Genomic DNA, 17,897 nt, shown 5'->3' on the forward strand with positions numbered 1-17,897 from the left:
AGGATTGGAATGCGGGTCTCGATTAGCAAGGCTTTCATGTCGGCGCGTTGACGCTTGCGTGACGCTTTGGTGACGCTTTGCGGTTGTCTGCCTTGGCGAGCGCGATGACGCCGAGGGTTTGGCCGCGGCCCTTGACGGCGTGGCTTCCAAGATCCTCCGCCGACACCGCCTCCGGCATCTTGATCCGCTGCGCGAGGTCGGATGAGATGAGGACCGATCGGTTCAACGTCTTGCAGAGCGATTCGAGCCGGGACGCAGTATTCACCGTGTCACCGAAATAGGTGATCTTGTGATGGTCGACGCCGATTTCGGCTGTGATCACGGTGCCTCCGTGCAAAGCGGCGCGCAGGCGGGGGACCTGGCCATATGTCTTCAACCAGCTCTCGGCGTCCGCCTCTATCTCGCTGATGATATCGAAGATGCAGTTCACGCATCGCGCGAATTTGATCCCGCGCTCCAACGGCCAGCTGATGATCGCGGCGTCTCCGACATAGTCATCGATAGTGCCTTTGTATTTCCGCACCGGCTCGGCGAAGGCAGCAAACAGCGAGCTCAGCATCTGCTGTGCCCGAAGGTCACCATGTTTCTCGGCAAAGGCCGTCGAATCCACGAGGTCGATGAACAGGAAGACGCGTTCCTCGCTGATCGGCTTCCGGTATCGGCTGAACAGCATGCTCATGAAGATGTCGCGGCCCAGCAATTCGCGGATGCGCAGCACGAAGATAATGAGCGCGCACACGGCGAGTGCATAGAGGAAGGCATCGAAGGGCAGAACGACAGCCTCTACCCATGATGCAGGATGAATTGCGCCGAGCCACCACATGGCGAGGCCAGCAATCGCAAATCCGATGCTCATCAGAATTTCGTAGACGAAGATCTCTGCGAGAAAGAACGTCACCGTCGGCAATGCCTGCATGCGCCGGTAAAGGCCGCGCAGGATCACCTTTCGTTCGAAGGCAATGATCGGCATGCCGATGAACAGCGCAAAGGTTGCTCCGACGAAGGGATGTCCCCCATAGAACCGCATGTCATAGAGAACGCCACTCGCGGCTATGACGAGCGCGATCAATAGCCAGTTCTGGACTGGAGATATTTCCCTCATGTAGTCCTTTTCGCGGTGCCGCGTCGTCGCGGATACCTAGGGCATATAGGAAACGTCGGGTGTTTCCGAAAGGCACACTAGGTTGGTTTCCTTGATCGAATAGATCTGGAAATGACTATGCGCGCAAAAAAGTCCGCTTGATGGCGCCTAGAGCGCCACCGCCTCCACCCTCTTGCCGACGAAGCGAAGAGCGACCTGGCCCTGGATGAGCTGCAGCGCCGGCTCGCCGAAAAGCTCCCGCCGCCAGCCATGGAGCGCCGCGACTTCGGCGTTCTCGCCTTCGGCGGCGATCTTGTCGAGATCCTCGCTGTTGGCAATCACCTTCGGTGCGACGCCATGTTTTTCCGAGATCAGCTTCAACAGGACCTTCAGCAGTTCGGCGGCGGCTGCTGCGCCTTCGGGCGGCTGCGTCTGTCGTGGTGCATGCGGCATCTCGGCCTTCGGCAACGCAAGCGCTGCATTGACGGCTTCGACGACGGCGGCACCGGTGGCGGATCGCTCCCAACCCTTCGGGATCGTGCGCAGGCGACCGAGCGCTTCAGCGTCCTTCGGCTGCTGCTGGGCGATTTCGTAGATCGCGTCGTCCTTCAGCACCCGCGACCGAGGGACGTTGCGGGAGCGCGCCTCGCGCTCGCGCCAGGCAGCGACATACTTCAGGATGGCAAGCTCCTGTGGCTTGCGCAGGCGCATTTTCAGCCGCTGCCAGGCATCGTCTGGATGCATGTCGTAGGTCTCGCGGGCCTCGAGGATATCCATCTCCTCCCGAAGCCAGGACGAGCGGCCTTCGCGTTCCAGCTCGGCTTTGAGATAGAGGTAGACGTCGCGCAGATGCGTCACGTCGGCAAGAGCGTAGTCCAGCTGCTTTTCCGAAAGCGGCCGGCGGCTCCAGTCGGTGAAGCGCGAGGATTTGTCGATCTGAACGCCCTTGGTGCGGCTGACGAGCTGGTCATAGGAGACGGAGTCTCCGAAACCGCAAACCATCGCGGCAACCTGCGTATCGAAGATCGGATGCGGGATGAGACCGCCGCGGTTGTGGATGATCTCGATATCCTGGCGCGCGGCATGGAAGACCTTCAGCACGGCAGGATTGGCCATCAACTCGAAAAACGGCGTGAGGTCGAGACCCTTCGCCAACGGATCGACCAGCACTTCCGTCGTCGGGCTTGCCATCTGGATTAAGCAGAGTTCCGGCCAGAACGTGGTCTCTCGGAGAAACTCGGTGTCGATGGTAATGAATTCTGACTTGGCCAGCTCTTTGCAGGCCGCCTCCAAATCGGCGGTTGTTTCGATCATCTCAATTCATTCGCAGGATAGACATAGTTGAACCTTCCTTCTCCTTTCGGCCGGATATGTCAACTAGAACCCGCAAAGACCTGTCAAACAACTCTAACATAACTGGTCATGCCGGTCTTTTGATGCTCGATGATGTGGCAGTGCAGCAGCCAATCGCCCGGACTGTCGGCAACGAAGGCGAGCTGGACCTTTTCATCCGGTTGGACGAGATAGGTGTCGCTGATGAGTGGCATGACATTGCGCGTCGAGGACGACAGCACGGTAAAGCTCATGCCGTGCAGGTGGATGGGATGCGTATGTGGCGTCACGTTCTCGAGCTGCAGGATGTAGCTCTTGCCGAGCTTCAGTTCCGCCAGCGGCGCCGTCGGGTCAGGTGTGTCGCCCGGCCACGGCACCTTGTTGATGGCCCAGAAGCTGTAGCCGAGTGTGCCGCAGATGCTGTCGGCAGGCGCGCTTTCGGCCGTGGCGCTGAGAATGAGCGGTATCTTCTGTGCCGAGGACAGATCGGCCTTGGCGACCGGGTTTTCGCCGAGCGTGGCGAGATCGCCGACATGACGCTTCAACGATGTTCCGACAGCCCTAAGCTTGGCGATCGTCTTCGGCGTCGTGCCCCTGATGTCTTCGAGTGTCGCAATGGCGCCCTCGCTGTCCGGCATCCGCACGGCGAGATCGAGGCGCTGGCCGGGGCCGATCAGCAGCAGATCGAGCGGAAAGCGTTTCGGTACGGGATTGCCGTCGATCGCAATCACGGTTGCCTCGGCACCTTCCATCTTCAGCGAGAAGATGCGGGTGACGTCGGTCACGGCAATCCGTAGCCGGATGAGACCGCCGGCCGGCGCATCATATTGCGGCTCCCGGTGCCAGTTGGCCGTCCTGACCGTCCCGTAGGTGCCGGTCTTTGCCGCGTCGCGCGGGCGGAAGGCCGCTATGAATTGGCCGTCGCCGCCGAGACGCCAGTCGCGCAGATTGAGCACCACTTCGGCATCGAATGTCGGGTCAGCCGGATCCTCGACCACGAGGACACCCGTCATACCGTGGCCCATCTGCGTCAGAGTGTTGCAATGCGGGTGATACCAGAAGGTGCCGGCGTCCGGCGGCGTGAAGGCGTAGTCGAAGCTGTCGCCGGTATAGACGTAGGGCTGCGTCATGAACGGCACGCCGTCCATCTTGTTGGCGATTCTCAAACCGTGCCAGTGGATCGTCGTCGGCTCGTCGAGCGCGTTCGTCAGCCGAGCCGCATAGGGCTTGCCCTTCGTCATCCGCAGCACTGGTGGCATGCCGCCGTCACCCCAGGTCATGATGTCGTTCGTGACGCCGGCATCGGCAATACTGGCCGTCGTCTTCACCGCTTTCAGGATCTGCGGCTCTGGCGCTGCTTCCGCCAGCCCGAATTTCCCCGCTATCCCAACGCCCACGCCGTAGGCTCCTGCGACACTAGAGGCTTTCAGGAGATTGCGGCGAGTGAGGAGGGGCATGTAAAGGCTCCACGAGAACGATATCGTTCCTCTTTAAAGTTGACCGGGAGCTTCAGCAATATGTCGCGGGATTGCCAAACTGCCGCATGGCTGTTTGCGATCCCGCGGTTGCACCACTGCCATAAACCGCTCTCAAAGCGTAGGCTTGGTGCTCCAACCCTTGACAAATCAGACCGTCCATGCGCTTTTCCGCCCGATTTTCTTGTCGGCGCGGGAGAGCCATTGGAGCCCCTTGCCGCCGTCTTTAAGCCAAATACTGGGAATTGAGATGATGCATCGTTACCGCAGCCACACATGTGCAGCCCTCCGCAAGTCGGATGTCGGCGCCAATGTCCGGATTTCCGGCTGGGTCCACCGTGTTCGTGACCATGGCGGCGTTCTCTTTATTGACCTGCGAGACCACTACGGCATCACCCAGGTGGTCGCGGATCCGGATTCGCCCGCCTTCAAGCAGGCTGAACTGGTTCGCGGCGAGTGGGTCATTCGCATCGACGGCCTCGTCAAGGCTCGTACAGAAGACACCGTCAACAAGAACATGGCGACCGGCGAGATCGAACTTTACGCGCAGGAGATCGAGGTGCTCTCCGCTGCCAAGGAATTGCCGCTGCCGGTCTTCGGCGAACCTGACTATCCGGAAGACGTGCGCCTGAAGTACCGCTTCCTCGATCTGCGCCGCGAGACGCTGCACAAGAACATTGTCAAGCGCACGCAGGTCATTTCAGCCATGCGCCGCGAGATGGGCAATATCGGCTTCACCGAATACACGACGCCCATCCTGACGGCCTCTTCGCCGGAAGGCGCACGCGACTTCCTCGTGCCGAGCCGGATTCATCCCGGCACGTTCTACGCGCTGCCGCAGGCGCCGCAGCAGTACAAGCAACTGCTGATGGTCGCCGGTTTCGACCGCTACTTCCAGATCGCGCCGTGCTTCCGCGACGAAGACCCGCGCGCCGACCGCCTGCCGGGCGAATTCTACCAGCTCGACCTCGAAATGAGCTTCGTCGAGCAGGAAGATGTCTGGAACACGATGGAGCCGGTCATTCGCGACATCTTCGTCGAGTTCGCAGACGGCAAGCCGGTGACGGAAACGTTCCCGCGCATTCCATATGAGACCGCGATGCGCAAGTACGGCTCCGACAAGCCGGATCTGCGCAACCCGATCGAGATGCAGGCCGTCACCGAGCATTTTGACGGCTCCGGCTTCAAGGTCTTTGCCAACATGATTGCCTCGAACCCGAAGGTCGAGGTCTGGGCTATTCCGGCCAAGACCGGCGGCTCCCGCGCCTTCTGCGACCGCATGAACGCCTGGGCGCAGAGCCAGGGTCAGCCGGGCCTCGGCTACATCTTCTGGCGCAAGGAAGGGGACAAGCTCGAAGGCGCCGGTCCGCTCGCCAAGAACATCGGTGAGGAGCGCACCGACGCGATCCGCACCCAACTCGGCCTCGATGACGGTGACGCCTGCTTCTTCGTCGCTGGCGACCCTGCGAAATTCTACAAGTTCGCCGGGGAAGCCCGCACCAGGGCTGGTGAGGAACTGAACCTCGTCGATCGCGATCGCTTCGAATGCTGCTGGATCGTCGATTTCCCGTTCTACGAATGGTTGGAAGAGGAAAAGAAGATCGACTTCGCCCACAATCCGTTCTCGATGCCGCAGGGCGGCATGGAAGCGCTCAGCGGTGCCGATCCGTTGTCGATCAAGGCTTTCCAATACGACATGGTCTGCAACGGCTTCGAGATCGCTTCGGGATCGATCCGTAACCAGCTGCCGGAAGTCATGGTCAAGGCCTTTGAATTGACCGGTAAGTCGCAGGCGGAAGTCGAGGAGCAGTTCGGTGGCCTCTACCGCGCCTTCCAGTACGGCGCCCCGCCGCATGGCGGCATGGCCTTCGGCATCGATCGTATCGTCATGCTGCTCGTTGGCGCCAAGAACCTGCGCGAAATCTCGCTGTTCCCGATGAACCAGCAGGCGCAGGATCTGCTCATGGGCGCTCCGACGCCGGCGACGCCGACGCAGCTGCGCGAACTGGCGATCCGCCCGATTCCGCCGGTCAAGAAGGACTGAGCAGGTCTGTTTGAACACAAAAAGCCGGCGATCGATTTCGCCGGCTTTTTTGTTTCTAGGGCCGATCAGATCGCAGCGTAGATCGCCGAGCATCCAGGTGACGGTCAGCTCGCAAATACAAGAAACCCGGCGGGCAATTGCGCGCCGGGTTTCAAATACTCAAGCTCGGCACATCAATCGTTGGCCGAAACCTTCACGCCGAGAACCTGCGGCAGCGTGTTCGGTGCCCCCATCGCGGCCCCCATGATCATCGGGAACGGTACGGGCTTTGCCGGAGCAGCGGCAAGCGTCAAGTTCTTCGGGTCGTCGAGGAAGGTATTGACGGCCGCCGACACGGCGTTCTGTAGCTCCGGAATGTTGAGCTGCGCCAGCATGATCGGCGTCATCGCCTTCAGCGAATCCGCCATCTGCTGGCCGGAGATATTCTGCTGGCTGCCGGCGTAGTCGAGCGCGCGCTTGGTGATGGAGGCGTCGTCGAAGCGGATCTGGGCGCTTTCAAACGACAGCTGCTGCATCAGTCCGAGCATCGAGAGGCCGAGAGCCTGCTGGGCTTCTTCCTTGTTCTGGTTCGCTTCGGCCTGCTTGGCGGCTTCCTGCAGCGACTTTATGAAGGGCATGGTGTAGCCGGAGATTTTGAAGGCGAGGTTCAGCTTGCCGATATTGTTGAAGTCGAATGCGAATTCCGAAACGTCGATCGTGCCGGGTGTCAGTTCCCAAGCGCCCTTCATGGTGATGTCGCCTTGGATGTGCTGCAGCGCCAGCTTGTCGATCGCTTCCTTGCTCTGAGCGTCGCTTGCCTTGCTGAGATCGGCGTTCAGGCCCTTGAAGGCACCATCGAAATCGAAGCCGGACTCGTCTTCGCGAAGCGTCAGGTTGACGTCGCTTTCGGCAATCGAGAAGAGCTCGGCGCCGTTCTGGACGACCTTCACCGGGCCGCTGTGGGCGTTCTCGTAGAGCAGCATGGCGTCGAGCCCTTCGCCCCTCGGATCGGCAGGGATCGAAATGCCGTTAAGCGTCAGATCGGATGCCGTGAAGGTGGCGCCTTCGCTCGTGGCGCTGATGTTCGGGAAGGACGCTTCCTCGACATAATAGCCGCCGTCGTCGTCTGCTTCGACGCCCGTCATAGTGATGTCGCCGATCGACACCGCTTCGCCGCTGTTTGCCTTGAAGCTCGCCTTCTTCAGCGTCACGGTCGTGCCGTCGACATTGACACTATCGGCAACGATTGTGCCGCCCTGCTGGCTATAGGCCGCATTGATCTTCTTCAGCAGATCCTGGCCATCGAGAGCGAAGGCGGAGCCGGCGAGAGAAAGAAAGGCAACGCCCGAAAGCATCAGCCGTGTCGTCCGGTAAAAAGTCATCTGGGGTCCCCTAGTGGCGGTGCGTAGCGACGGCTCAATTCGTGGCCGATCTACTGTGGTTCAATCGCGGTTTATATTTGCGGATTTCTAAATTTGTGTTGAAGGGAAAACGAAACAACGACCAAATTCAGGCAAAGTGTCGCGGTGCACTCTTTTCCTGTCCTTCGAAGACTTCATCCACAGCCGGAATGCCCGGATTCCTTGCTCAAAAGGGTCATCTCGGCTAGTCAGGACACATGGGACAAGAGATTTTGCCGCCCTCTGGCGGAGACGACGATAGTATCCTTCCGGTCGATCTGAAGGCGGCGCTCGAAGAGCGATACCTTGCCTATGCGCTATCGACCATCATGCACCGCGCACTCCCGGATGTGCGTGATGGCTTGAAGCCGGTGCACCGCCGTATCATTCACGCCATGAGCGAAATGGGCATTCGGCCCAACTCCGCCTTCAAGAAATGCGCCCGTATCGTCGGCGACGTCATCGGTAAGTTCCATCCGCATGGCGACCAGTCGGTTTACGATGCGCTGGTGCGCCTCGCGCAGGATTTCTCGCAGCGCTATCCCGTCGTCGACGGGCAGGGCAACTTCGGCAACATCGACGGCGATAGCGCTGCCGCCTATCGATATACCGAAGCGCGCATGACCGAGGTCGCGGGTCTGCTGCTCGATGGCATCGAACAGGATGCGGTCGATTTCCGGCTAACCTACAACGAGGAAGACGAAGAGCCGGTCGTTCTGCCGGGCGCCTTCCCGAACCTGCTCGCGAACGGTTCGTCCGGTATTGCGGTCGGCATGGCAACGTCGATTCCCTCGCACAATGTCCACGAGCTATGTGATGCCGCGCTTCACCTCATCAAGCACCCCGACGCTACGGTGGAGAAACTGGTCGAGTTCATTCCCGGTCCGGACTTCCCGACTGGCGGCATTATCATCGACGGCCGTGAAAGCATCATCGAGGCCTACAAGACCGGCCGTGGCGGTTTCCGCACACGCGCCAAGTGGGAGATCGAGGATCTCGGCCGCGGCGGCTACCAGATCATCGTCACCGAAATCCCGTTTCAAGTGCAGAAGTCCCGGCTGATCGAAAAGATCGCCGAACTGCTGCTGGCGCGCAAGCTGCCCTTGCTCGAGGACATCCGGGACGAATCCGCTGAAGACGTTCGCGTCGTGCTGGTGCCGAAGAACCGCACGGTCGACCCGACGATCCTGATGGAATCCATGTTCAAGCTAACGGAGCTGGAAAGCCGCTTCCCGCTAAACATGAACGTTCTTTCGATGGGGCGCATCCCGCGCGTCATGGCTCTGAATGAGGTGCTGAAGGAATGGCTCGACCATCGGCGCGAAGTGCTGCAGCGCCGCTCGCGCTTCCGTCTGGCCGCCATTGACCGGCGCCTAGAAATCCTCGGCGGCTTGCTGATCGCTTACCTAAACATCGATGAAGTCATCCGCATCATCCGCGAAGAGGACGAGCCGAAACCGGTGATGATCGCGCGCTGGTCGCTTACCGACAATCAGGTCGAAGCGATCCTGAACATGCGATTGCGCTCGTTGCGCAAGCTCGAGGAGTTCGAGATCCGCACGGAGTTCGACGAACTCACCAAGGAGAAGGGCGAGATCGAGGCCCTGCTGGCATCGGACGAAAAGCAGTGGCAGACGGTCGCCTGGGAAATCGGCGAGGTGAAGAAGAAGTTCGCGAAAGCGACCGAGCTCGGCCGCCGCCGCACCCAGTTCGCCGAGGCACCCGAGGCCGACGAGCAGGCCATCCAGCAGGCGATGATCGAGAAAGAACCGATCACCGTGGTCGTCTCCGAAAAGGGTTGGATCCGCGCCCTGAAGGGGCACATCTCCGACACCGCGACCTTGACCTTCAAGGAAGGCGACGCGCTGAAGGTTGCCTTCCCGGCGCAGACGACCGACAAGATCCTCGTCATCACGACAGGTGGCAAGGCCTTCACCCTCGGCGGCGACAAGCTGCCTGGCGGTCGAGGCCACGGCGAACCGCTGCGCATCATGATCGACATGGAAAACGATCAGGACGTCCTGACCGCCTTTGTGCACGATCCGGCCCGCAAGCAGATGATCGTCTCGATGGCCGGCAACGGCTTCGTCGTTGCGGAAGCCGACATGGTGGCCAATACCCGCAAGGGCAAGCAGATCATGAACGTCTCCATGCCTGATGAGACGAAGCTGATCGTTCCCGTCAGCGGCGACCATGTCGCCGTCGTCGGCGAGAACCGCAAGCTGCTCGCCTTTCCACTGGCGCAGGTGCCGGAAATGGGTCGCGGCAAGGGCGTTCGCCTGCAGCGCTACAAGGATGGCGGCATCTCGGACGTGCGCTGCTTCGCGATCGCTGACGGGCTCGTCTGGGAAGACAGCGCCGGCCGCACCTTCACCAAGAACAAGGACGAGCTTGCCGAATGGCTCGCTGATCGCGCGACAGCCGGCCGCACCGTTCCGAAGGGCTTTCCGCGCAGCGGCAAGTTTGCCGGCTAAGACAAAAAAATCCTGGCCTCGCTCTTGGCGAGCGAGGCAACTCCTCTACCTCTGTCCTGTAATCACAACATGGACAGACATCATTCCGCAGGCGGACGGAATGATCGAATGTGGCGCTTCAGGCAGAACGTCATGTCCGATCACGGAGGAATGTTGATGAGTGCTTGCAATACCATCACCTTGAACGTTGCGCATAGTTTCAATGCCTCGCCCTGCGCTGTCTATGACGCATGGCTGAACCCGCAAATCGCAAAACGATTCCTCTTCGCGAGCGACGAAGGCCGCGTTATCCGCGCCGATATCGATCCGAAGGTCGGCGGCCATTTTCTCGTCATCGACCGGCGTCCGACAGGTGATGCGGTCCATTACGGCGTGTTTCTGGAATTGCGCCGGCCGCGGCGAATGGTCTTCTGCTTCTCGGCAGCGGAGCATGACCACAACGCCGATCGAATCCAGATCGACATCGAACCACTGGCCGAAGGCACGCGGTTGACACTCTCACACGAAATGTGCGCCGAATGGGGGCAGTTCGAGGAGCAGACGCGACAGGGCTGGGTTCATGTGATGCAAGGGCTTGAACGCGAGCTCGAGGCGATGCAGGTGGTCAATGCGCCAGAGATTGTCGCCCAGGCTGCCTCCGAACCATCCAAAGCGAGTGCGCCATAATCGCAAAGACCAGGATCGCGCCGCCGGTGAGCGTCATCGTCGGGGGCGTTTCCGCGAAGACCAGCCAGATCCAGATCGGAGCCAGGACGGTTTCGAGCAGATAGAACATGCCGACTTCGGGCGCTGAAAGATAGCGTGGTCCCGTGGCGAGGCACCAAAAGGCAACCGGCATCAGAAGTGCGCCATTGAGGATGATCCAGGCCGGATGTTCTATGGCGAGCCCGCTCGGCAATGCCTTGGCAAAGCCGAGGATGGCGGGAAGGGCGGCGGCAAGCAGAGGCACGAAGCCCATGTCCCGGCGTGATGCCCGGCCGACCGTAATCGCCGATGCAAGGATAAAGGCGCTGAGCAGCGCCATGGCATCACCAAAGACATGGCCGCTGGCCAATCCATCATGCACGATCAAGCCGACACCCAACACCATCACCGCCATGGTGACGAGAGTGGATATCAAAGGGCGTTCCTTGAGGAACACCCATGATAGAAGCGCTCCGAACATCGGATTGAACGCGACGATGAAGACCACGTTGGCTGTTGCCGTATTGAAGACGGCAAGCAGGAAGGTCAGCGTCGAACAGCCATAGAGCAGTCCCGCCGCAAGGCCGTGCCTGCCGGGCACGAGCACCGGCCACGTGCCTTTGACGTATCTGGTAAGGCAGATCACCAGCAGCGCGACGGCAACCGTCGTGAGGCTGCGCATGCCGAGGATCGACCACATGTCTCCGTGTGCAAGGCGTACCAGCGGAATGTCCATGGAAAGAGCCAGGCCGCCGATCGCCGTCAGCAGCAGACCCTTCCGATGATCGGAAAGGGCAGGGAGGGGCATTTAGTAGCGTGTGCTTTCGGGCCTTGTGGAGGGATCGAAACGTTCCCAGCCGCGCGAAGTCAGGTGCTCCTGTGGCTGGAATCGAGTCTTGTAGTCCATTTTCCGCGACCCTTGAACCCAGTAGCCCAGGTAGACGTGCGGAAGACCCAAAGCCTTTGTGCGCTTGATGTGATCAAGAATCATAAACGTGCCAAGGGAACGTCGATCCATGTCAGGATTGAAGTAGGAATAGACCATGGACAGGCCATCGCTCATCGTATCTGTGAGAGCGGCGGCCAGCAGCTCACCCGTCGGGCGCTCTTCGAGGCCAGCGCCTTCCTTTCGCAGCCGATACTCGATGATCTTGGTGTTCACATGTGTATCCTCGACCATGATGGCATAGTCGAGCACGGTCATGTCGGACATTCCGCCCTGTTGGTGGCGAAAGTCGAGATAGCGTCGGAATAGCGAATATTGCTCGCTGGAGGGCTGAGCGGGGAATTCGGTGGAGATGATATCGGCATTCGTCGCCAGCACCCGCTTCATCGATTTCGTCGGCAGGAACTCCTGCGCGAGGATACGGACGGAAATGCAGGCACGGCAGGCCTCGCAGGCCGGTCGATAGGCAATGTTCTGCGACCGGCGAAAGCCGCCTTGTGTCAGGATATCGTTCATCTCCGCTGCGCGGGGGCCAACGAGATGTGTAAAGACCTTGCGTTCCATCTCGTGGGCCAGATAAGGGCACGCAGCCGGAGCAGTCAGATAAAACTGCGGTGATGGCGTCGTCTGCGTATTCATCTGTTGCGGAGATTTCCTTCGGTTCGTTGCTTGTCTGACAGGATGACTTAAGAATGAAAAACGTCAACAGCGGGGCCAGTCTTCTGCCCCATGTCGCGCGTTATACTTTTGGATATGGCGCCGAAAGGCCCCCGGCAAAGGCCAGGAGCAGCGTTTATTTTAGCCTGTAGCGGCCCTGATCAGGCGGTGCGTACCGTGACGGTGCCCACCAGAAAATCGTGGATCAACCGGCTGCGCTCGGTGAACAGGCCGACCAGCAGAATCAGCGGCGTCAGAACGGAGTTCAGGATCCAGAAAAGCGCCAGGTGAACGATGGCGGTCAGAAAGTCCATCCGCTGCCCATCGACACGCACGATCGCAATCCCCATTGCGCGCATGCCCAGAGAGGCTTGATTGGGGCCGCCCACCGTAAAACCGAAATAGAGGCCCGCGACGATCAGGAACAGCGCCGGATAAAGAAAGAATCCAAGCCCCAGTGTGACGATCGACAAGAAGAAAAGCACGACTGCTGCCGGGATGCAGAGCAGCAGGACGATCACGTAGTCGAGGATGAATGCGAAGACACGACGGCTCAGCGTGCCGCTATAGGCGCGCCAGTCGTCCGGTGCAGCATAAAGCGGGTTGGGAGTGAGCGTCATCGTTGCGGTCTCCTTTCGAGAAAACGATGCCGCTGATATGGTATCGCTTCCCGCAAATGCAATATTGGGCGCAATCAGCGCTTGGTGAGGATCCTCGCCACCTCGACCGCAAAATAGGTGAGGATGCCATCGCAGCCCGCACGCTTGAATGACAGCAGGGTTTCAAGCATCGCGCGCTCGCCGTCGATCCAGCCATTCATCGCGGCAGCCTTGATCTGTGTGTACTCACCGGAAACCTGATAGGCGAAGGTCGGCAGACCGAAGGCCTCCTTCATGCGCCAGCAGATGTCGAGATAGGGCAGTCCTGGCTTGACCATCAGCATGTCGGCGCCTTCCTCCACGTCAAGCGCGGCGTCGCGGATCGCTTCGGTGCCGTTTGCCGGATCGATGTAATAGGTCTTCTTGTCGCCCTTGAGCAGTCCGCCGGTCGAGATCGCCTCGCGGTAGGGGCCGTAGAAAGCCGAGGCAAATTTTGTGGCATAGCTCATGATGCCGACGTTCTGATGCCCTGCGGCATCGAGCGCGCGGCGGATGGCACCGATTCTGCCGTCCATCATCTCCGAGGGGGAAATGATGTCCGATCCGGCATCGGCCTGGATCACGGCTGCGCGCGCGACCTGATCGACCGTCTCGTCGTTGACGATCTCGCCCTGTCGCAGGATCCCGTCATGGCCATGGCTCGTGAAAGGATCGAGCGCCACATCCGTGATTACGCCGATGCCGGGCACGGCCTTCTTGATCGCGGTCGTTGCCTGGTTGATCAAGTTGTTGGCTTCGAGACTGTTCGAGCCGGTTTCGTCGCGCAGTTCCATCTCGATATTGGGGAAGGTCGCGATCGCCGGGATGCCGAGGTCAGCCGCTTCTTTCGCGGCTTCGACGAGCTTGTCAACGCTCATGCGGTTGACGCCAGGCATCGCCGGTATCGGCTCGACGATGCCGGTGCCCGGCACGACGAAAACCGGCCAGATGAGATCGTCGACCGTCAGGCGGTTTTCCTGCACGAGGCGGCGTGTCCAATCGGCCTTGCGGTTGCGGCGCATGCGCCGGTGGCCGGTGATTTCATCGACGAGGTGGGTCTTGTCCTGCATGGTCGTTCCAGCTTTTTGCCATTCCAATTGTCGAAGCGCTCATTATCATGGCGTCGCCGAAATCCAAACCGGACGATTGGCCGCAATCGATGAGGCGCTGGCGAAGTCGCAACCACAACCCTATTGTTTGAGACATGGACGCTGATTCTCCGACGATACCGAAACGGACGCTGACCAGCGTTCTCTTCATCCTGTTCCTGCGGCTTGTCGCCATTTCCTGCTTCTGGTTCGGATTGCAGTATTGGGCGATGCTGGTCGGCTATTCGCTTGTGGGGGCAGGGCGCTTCGATCTGCTCAGCCTTCCCTGGAAGGTCGCAAGCACCTGCCTTGCCGTTCTCTTCCCTGTCGCGTCTCTCGGGCTATGGCTTGCCGTGTCCTGGGGACCGGTTATCTGGGTGCTCGCGGCAGGCGGACAGATCATCATGTACGGCTTCATGCCGGAGATTTTCGGGGGCAACCGGCTGATCGTTCTGCTGCATTTTGCGGTAGCCCTGGTCTACCTGGGATTCCGTGCCGCCCTCTGGTACGAGAAGCGCAAGCGGCGCCAGCAGGTAAGCGTTGATTTACCCTGATACAATGCGGGTTTCCGGTAAGGCACTGTTAAGCCTGCGGTTTAAGTAGAATTTTATTTGTATTCGATAGGGTCTGTCTCAAGGCGGGAAGAAAACCAACACCGCCAAACAAACAGTGAGGCAGTCATCATGAACACGAAAATCAAGCCGCAGGCGGTATCGAACTTCCGTGACCAGCAGGAACAGGGCATCCGTGATCTTTACATGGAATCCCTTCATCTTGTTGAACGTCTTCACCGCCGTCTTCTCGACGTCATCAAGGATGAGTTCGACCGTCAGGGTCGCAGCGACGTCAACGCCGTCCAGGCGCTTCTTCTCTTCAATATCGGCAACTCCGAGCTGACCGCCGGCGAACTTCGCTCTCGCGGTTACTATCTCGGCTCTAACGTCTCCTACAACGTCAAGAAGCTGGTCGACCTCGGCTTCATCAACCATCAGCGCTCGCGCATCGACCGTCGCTCGGTCCGCATCAGCCTGACGGAAACGGGCCAGGACATCGCCGAAACCGTCGCCAAGCTCTATGAACGCCATATCGGCTCGATCGACAAGGTCGGCGGCATCGGCACCGACGAATTCACGCAGATGAACAAGCTGCTCACCCGCCTGGACCGCTTCTGGAACGACCAGATCCTCTATCGCCTGTAATCTTTTAAGCCAACGTCCCTGCTGGCTTAATGGACCTCCAAGGCACGAAAGGGCGCAACGGTATTCCGTGGCGCTCGTTTCGCCGTTTGCTGCGCCTCGTTGCGGGGGCTACATATTCCGTCGCCGACTTGATAATGACTTCCGCACGAATCTAGGGTTTTTCGCGTGAGCCAGGAGTTGCAGGTCATGACGTCAGCTGTATTGGCTGCAAGTGGTGGGGTGAAGCAGGTCATCTGCATAAGCTGGGGAACCAAGTACGGCGCCCCCTTCATCAACCGTCTCTACGCCATGGTGAAGCGCAACATTACGCCGCCCTTCACTTTCACTTGCTTTACCGACGACCGCGCCGGCTTGAATCCAGAAATCCTCTGCGAGGACCTGCCGCCGCTGGATGTCGAGAACATGCCGGTGAGGACGAAGGGCATCTGGCCCAAGGGGCGGCTTTGGGGTCCGAAGCTTGGAAGTTTGAGCGGCCCGGTTCTGTTCCTGGACCTCGATCTGGTGATTGTCGGCTCTCTCGACTCGTTCTTCGAGGTTGGCGAACCGGATGACGTCATCCTGTCGCGCAACCAGACGACGCCGTTCGAACGCCTCGGGCAGACCTCTCTCTTCCGCTTCCCGGTCGGCAAGCTTGTTCCGTTGCAGGAGACGTTCCGCGCCGATCCGCAGGGCGTGGCTGACAAGTACGAATTCGAACAGCGCTTCGTGACACGAAATGCGCCCGGTGGCGCAACGTTCTTTCCCCGCCGCTGGGTCCTGCACTTCAGGCAGGATTGCCGCTGGCCTTTCCCTCTGAATTATTTCCTGACACCGCGCCTTCCCGCGAACGCCCGGGTGATCCTCTTTCCACGCGATTTTCATCCGCAGTTCGCGGTCGAAGGGCGCTTCGGTCTGAAGGGGCGTGCCGCGCCGCCGCTTGATCACATCTCGCATATGTTCGATCCCGAGCGCAGGAGAAACAAGTCGCTGTTTCGTTATCTGCGCCATTATATCCGCCCAACGCCATGGGTGGCCGACCACTGGCGCGAGTAATCCGGACCCCGTCGGCGATTTCGTGACATCTTTGCAACGCATGGCAGGCAAGCATAATCGCCTGTATTCAAGCCGTTTTTTAGCCGCTATTAACCGCCACATTCTGAGGATCGGTATGGTTTTTCGCGCATCGCCCGCCACCGACGGTTGAGCGTGGTGCAGGGCGACACGAATTGGCCATATTAGCATGTCAGCGGAAATACACGGCAAATGGCGCTTCCCAATTGAGGTCCGATAACCTCGCGCTCCCTGCTTGCGATCACGTGATCGCCGGCAGAGAGATTGTGCGATGCGCCGTGGCGACGGGTTGATAGAGATTTGCGTTCTCGCAGGGATAGCGAAGGCCGCCGGTCTTACAAGCAGCGGCAATTTAGTGGTTGGGATGAATGTCGAAGAAAATCGGAATTGAAGCTTTCTCTCGTCGCGCGTTTCTGACGTCTGCGGCAATGGTTGGCGCGGGCGCCCTGGCAGCCCCCGCATTCGCGCAATCGGCCATCGATTCGCTCATCAATGCTCCGCAGCGCGGCGATTGGGACGACCAGTTCGATGCGAAGGCTGCATCCCGCACGGCGACAGCCGTCGTTTCGAACACGCCGATTCTCGGGCCGCAGTCGGTGCCGAGCATCCAGCAGGCGATCGCCCAGTATCAGCAGATCGCTTCCGCGGGCGGCTGGCCGGAAGTGAGCCCAAGCCAGCAGCGTCTGCAGATCGGTGTGACTGATCCGGCCGTCCAGAGCCTTCGTCAGCGCCTGATTATCACCGGCGACCTGCCACGCGAAGCGGGCATTTCCAGCGCATTCGACTCTTATGTCGACGGCGCCGTCAAGCGCTTCCAGGCGCGCCACGGCCTTCCGGCTGACGGTGTCATCGGCGAGTTCACCTTGAAGGCCATGAACATTCCGGCTGACGTTCGTCTGCAGCAACTCAACACCAACCTCATCCGCATTCAGACGTTCCCGGAAGAACTGGGACGCCGCCATGTGATGGTCAACATTCCGGCGGCTTATGTCGAGGCGGTCGAAGACGGCAGCGTTGCCACGCGCCATGCAGCCGTCGTCGGCCGCATCAGCCGTCCCACGCATCTCGTCAACTCGAAGATCTACGAGGTCATCCTCAATCCGTACTGGACGGCACCGCGTTCGATCGTCGAAAAGGACATCGTGCCGCTGATGCGCAAGGATCCGACCTACCTCGAGAAGAATGCCATTCGCCTGATTGACGGCAAGGGCAATGAGGTGGCGCCGGAAACGGTCGACTGGAATGCCGAGAAGGCGCCAAACCTGATGTTCCGTCAGGACCCAGGCAAGACCAACGCGATGGCCTCCACGAAGATCAATTTCTACAACAAGAACGGCGAGTACATGCATGACACGCCGCAGCAGGGCCTTTTCAACAAGCTCATGCGCTTTGAGTCCTCCGGTTGTGTCCGCGTTCAGAATGTTCGCGACCTGACGACGTGGTTGCTTCGCGAGACCTCGCCGTGGTCGCGCCAGCAGATGGAGCAGGTCATCACGACCCGCGTCAACACGCCGATCAAACTCGCTGAAGAAGTGCCGGTTTACTTCGTTTACATCTCAGCCTGGGGCATGCCCGATGGCGTCGTGCAGTTCCGCGACGATATCTACCAGCTCGATGGCAATGCCGAGCTCGCGCTCGACACGACGGCGGGCACCGAGCAGCCGGTTCAGTAGCTTCATGCATTTGAATTGTGAAACCGCGCTGGGAGGCGCGGTTTTTTTGTGTTTCCGTCCCTCTGCTGGATTCCTGTGATAAGCACAGTGAGGTAGAGGTGAGCTAGGCGCGGTCTTTGTTGCGCGTAGATTGCCTAGCAAATGTCGTTCTTCGTATTGCCCTTGACAGGGCGGGAC

15 protein-coding genes are annotated in these 17,897 nt (G+C 59.8%); 7 read left to right on the top strand and 8 right to left on the bottom strand.

What is annotated here, in order from left to right; translation table 11 throughout:
* Positions 1 to 34: 34 nt before the first annotated feature.
* From BSG20_RS06605 to BSG20_RS06615, 3 genes are all read right to left on the bottom strand, one after another.
* Complete coding sequence (locus tag BSG20_RS06605; RefSeq protein WP_072372531.1) at positions 35 to 1,102, bottom strand: adenylate/guanylate cyclase domain-containing protein; 1,068 nt, start codon at positions 1,100 to 1,102, stop codon at positions 35 to 37.
* 147 nt (positions 1,103 to 1,249) lie between these two features.
* Complete coding sequence (rnd, locus tag BSG20_RS06610; protein ID WP_072372535.1) at positions 1,250 to 2,395, bottom strand: ribonuclease D; 1,146 nt, start codon at positions 2,393 to 2,395, stop codon at positions 1,250 to 1,252.
* An 83-nt stretch (positions 2,396 to 2,478) separates the two neighbouring features.
* The gene (locus BSG20_RS06615; protein WP_072372538.1) at positions 2,479 to 3,870 is read right to left on the bottom strand and encodes a multicopper oxidase family protein; all 1,392 of its coding nucleotides are present in this window, start codon (positions 3,868 to 3,870) and stop codon (positions 2,479 to 2,481) included.
* 271 nt (positions 3,871 to 4,141) lie between these two features.
* Here BSG20_RS06615 and aspS point away from each other — a divergent pair, with 271 nt between their 5' ends.
* Positions 4,142 to 5,932, top strand: a complete 1,791-nt coding sequence (gene aspS / locus BSG20_RS06625; RefSeq protein WP_072372695.1) for an aspartate--tRNA ligase — start codon at positions 4,142 to 4,144, stop codon at positions 5,930 to 5,932.
* A gap of 173 nt (positions 5,933 to 6,105) precedes the next feature.
* Here the strand turns inward: aspS and BSG20_RS06630 are convergent, their stop codons facing one another.
* Positions 6,106 to 7,293 (bottom strand): AsmA family protein, encoded by a 1,188-nt coding sequence (locus BSG20_RS06630; RefSeq protein WP_072372544.1) that lies wholly within the window; start codon positions 7,291 to 7,293, stop codon positions 6,106 to 6,108.
* Positions 7,294 to 7,529: 236 nt separating this feature from the next.
* Between BSG20_RS06630 and parC the strand changes: the two genes are divergently transcribed.
* Positions 7,530 to 9,785, top strand: a complete 2,256-nt coding sequence (gene parC, locus BSG20_RS06635) for a DNA topoisomerase IV subunit A (RefSeq protein ID WP_072372547.1) — start codon at positions 7,530 to 7,532, stop codon at positions 9,783 to 9,785.
* Between the two features lie 156 nt (positions 9,786 to 9,941).
* A complete protein-coding gene (locus BSG20_RS06640) occupies positions 9,942 to 10,451 on the top strand; it encodes an SRPBCC family protein (RefSeq protein ID WP_024316619.1) in 510 nt (169 codons plus the stop codon).
* Here the strand turns inward: BSG20_RS06640 and BSG20_RS06645 are convergent.
* From BSG20_RS06645 to hemB, 4 genes are all read right to left on the bottom strand, one after another.
* Positions 10,390 to 11,277 carry a DMT family transporter gene (locus BSG20_RS06645; RefSeq protein WP_072372550.1) on the bottom strand — a complete coding sequence of 296 codons (888 nt, stop codon included), beginning with the start codon at positions 11,275 to 11,277 and terminating at the stop codon, positions 10,390 to 10,392. The genes BSG20_RS06640 and BSG20_RS06645 overlap by 62 nt on opposite strands.
* Positions 11,278 to 12,054, bottom strand: coding sequence for an arginyltransferase (locus BSG20_RS06650; protein WP_072372553.1), 777 nt, complete (start codon positions 12,052 to 12,054; stop codon positions 11,278 to 11,280).
* Between the two features lie 179 nt (positions 12,055 to 12,233).
* The gene (locus BSG20_RS06655; protein WP_024316616.1) at positions 12,234 to 12,692 is read right to left on the bottom strand and encodes an RDD family protein; all 459 of its coding nucleotides are present in this window, start codon (positions 12,690 to 12,692) and stop codon (positions 12,234 to 12,236) included.
* A gap of 74 nt (positions 12,693 to 12,766) precedes the next feature.
* The gene (hemB, locus tag BSG20_RS06660; RefSeq protein WP_072372556.1) at positions 12,767 to 13,780 is read right to left on the bottom strand and encodes a porphobilinogen synthase; all 1,014 of its coding nucleotides are present in this window, start codon (positions 13,778 to 13,780) and stop codon (positions 12,767 to 12,769) included.
* Positions 13,781 to 13,914: 134 nt separating this feature from the next.
* Between hemB and BSG20_RS06665 the strand changes: the two genes are divergently transcribed.
* From BSG20_RS06665 to BSG20_RS06680, 4 genes are all read left to right on the top strand, one after another.
* A complete protein-coding gene (locus BSG20_RS06665) occupies positions 13,915 to 14,352 on the top strand; it encodes a DUF6163 family protein (protein ID WP_024316614.1) in 438 nt (145 codons plus the stop codon).
* 129 nt (positions 14,353 to 14,481) lie between these two features.
* A complete protein-coding gene (ldtR, locus tag BSG20_RS06670; RefSeq protein WP_007801049.1) occupies positions 14,482 to 14,997 on the top strand; it encodes a transcriptional regulator LdtR in 516 nt (171 codons plus the stop codon).
* Positions 14,998 to 15,183: 186 nt separating this feature from the next.
* Positions 15,184 to 16,029: a glycosyl transferase gene (locus BSG20_RS06675; protein WP_072372698.1), complete on the top strand. Its 846-nt coding sequence runs from the start codon at positions 15,184 to 15,186 to the stop codon at positions 16,027 to 16,029.
* 386 nt (positions 16,030 to 16,415) lie between these two features.
* The gene (locus BSG20_RS06680) at positions 16,416 to 17,720 is read left to right on the top strand and encodes a L,D-transpeptidase family protein (protein ID WP_072372559.1); all 1,305 of its coding nucleotides are present in this window, start codon (positions 16,416 to 16,418) and stop codon (positions 17,718 to 17,720) included.
* The last annotated feature ends 177 nt before the right edge of the window (positions 17,721 to 17,897 follow it).

It is taken from the genome of Rhizobium tibeticum (assembly GCF_900110205.1).
Lineage (GTDB): Bacteria > Pseudomonadota > Alphaproteobacteria > Rhizobiales > Rhizobiaceae > Rhizobium > Rhizobium tibeticum.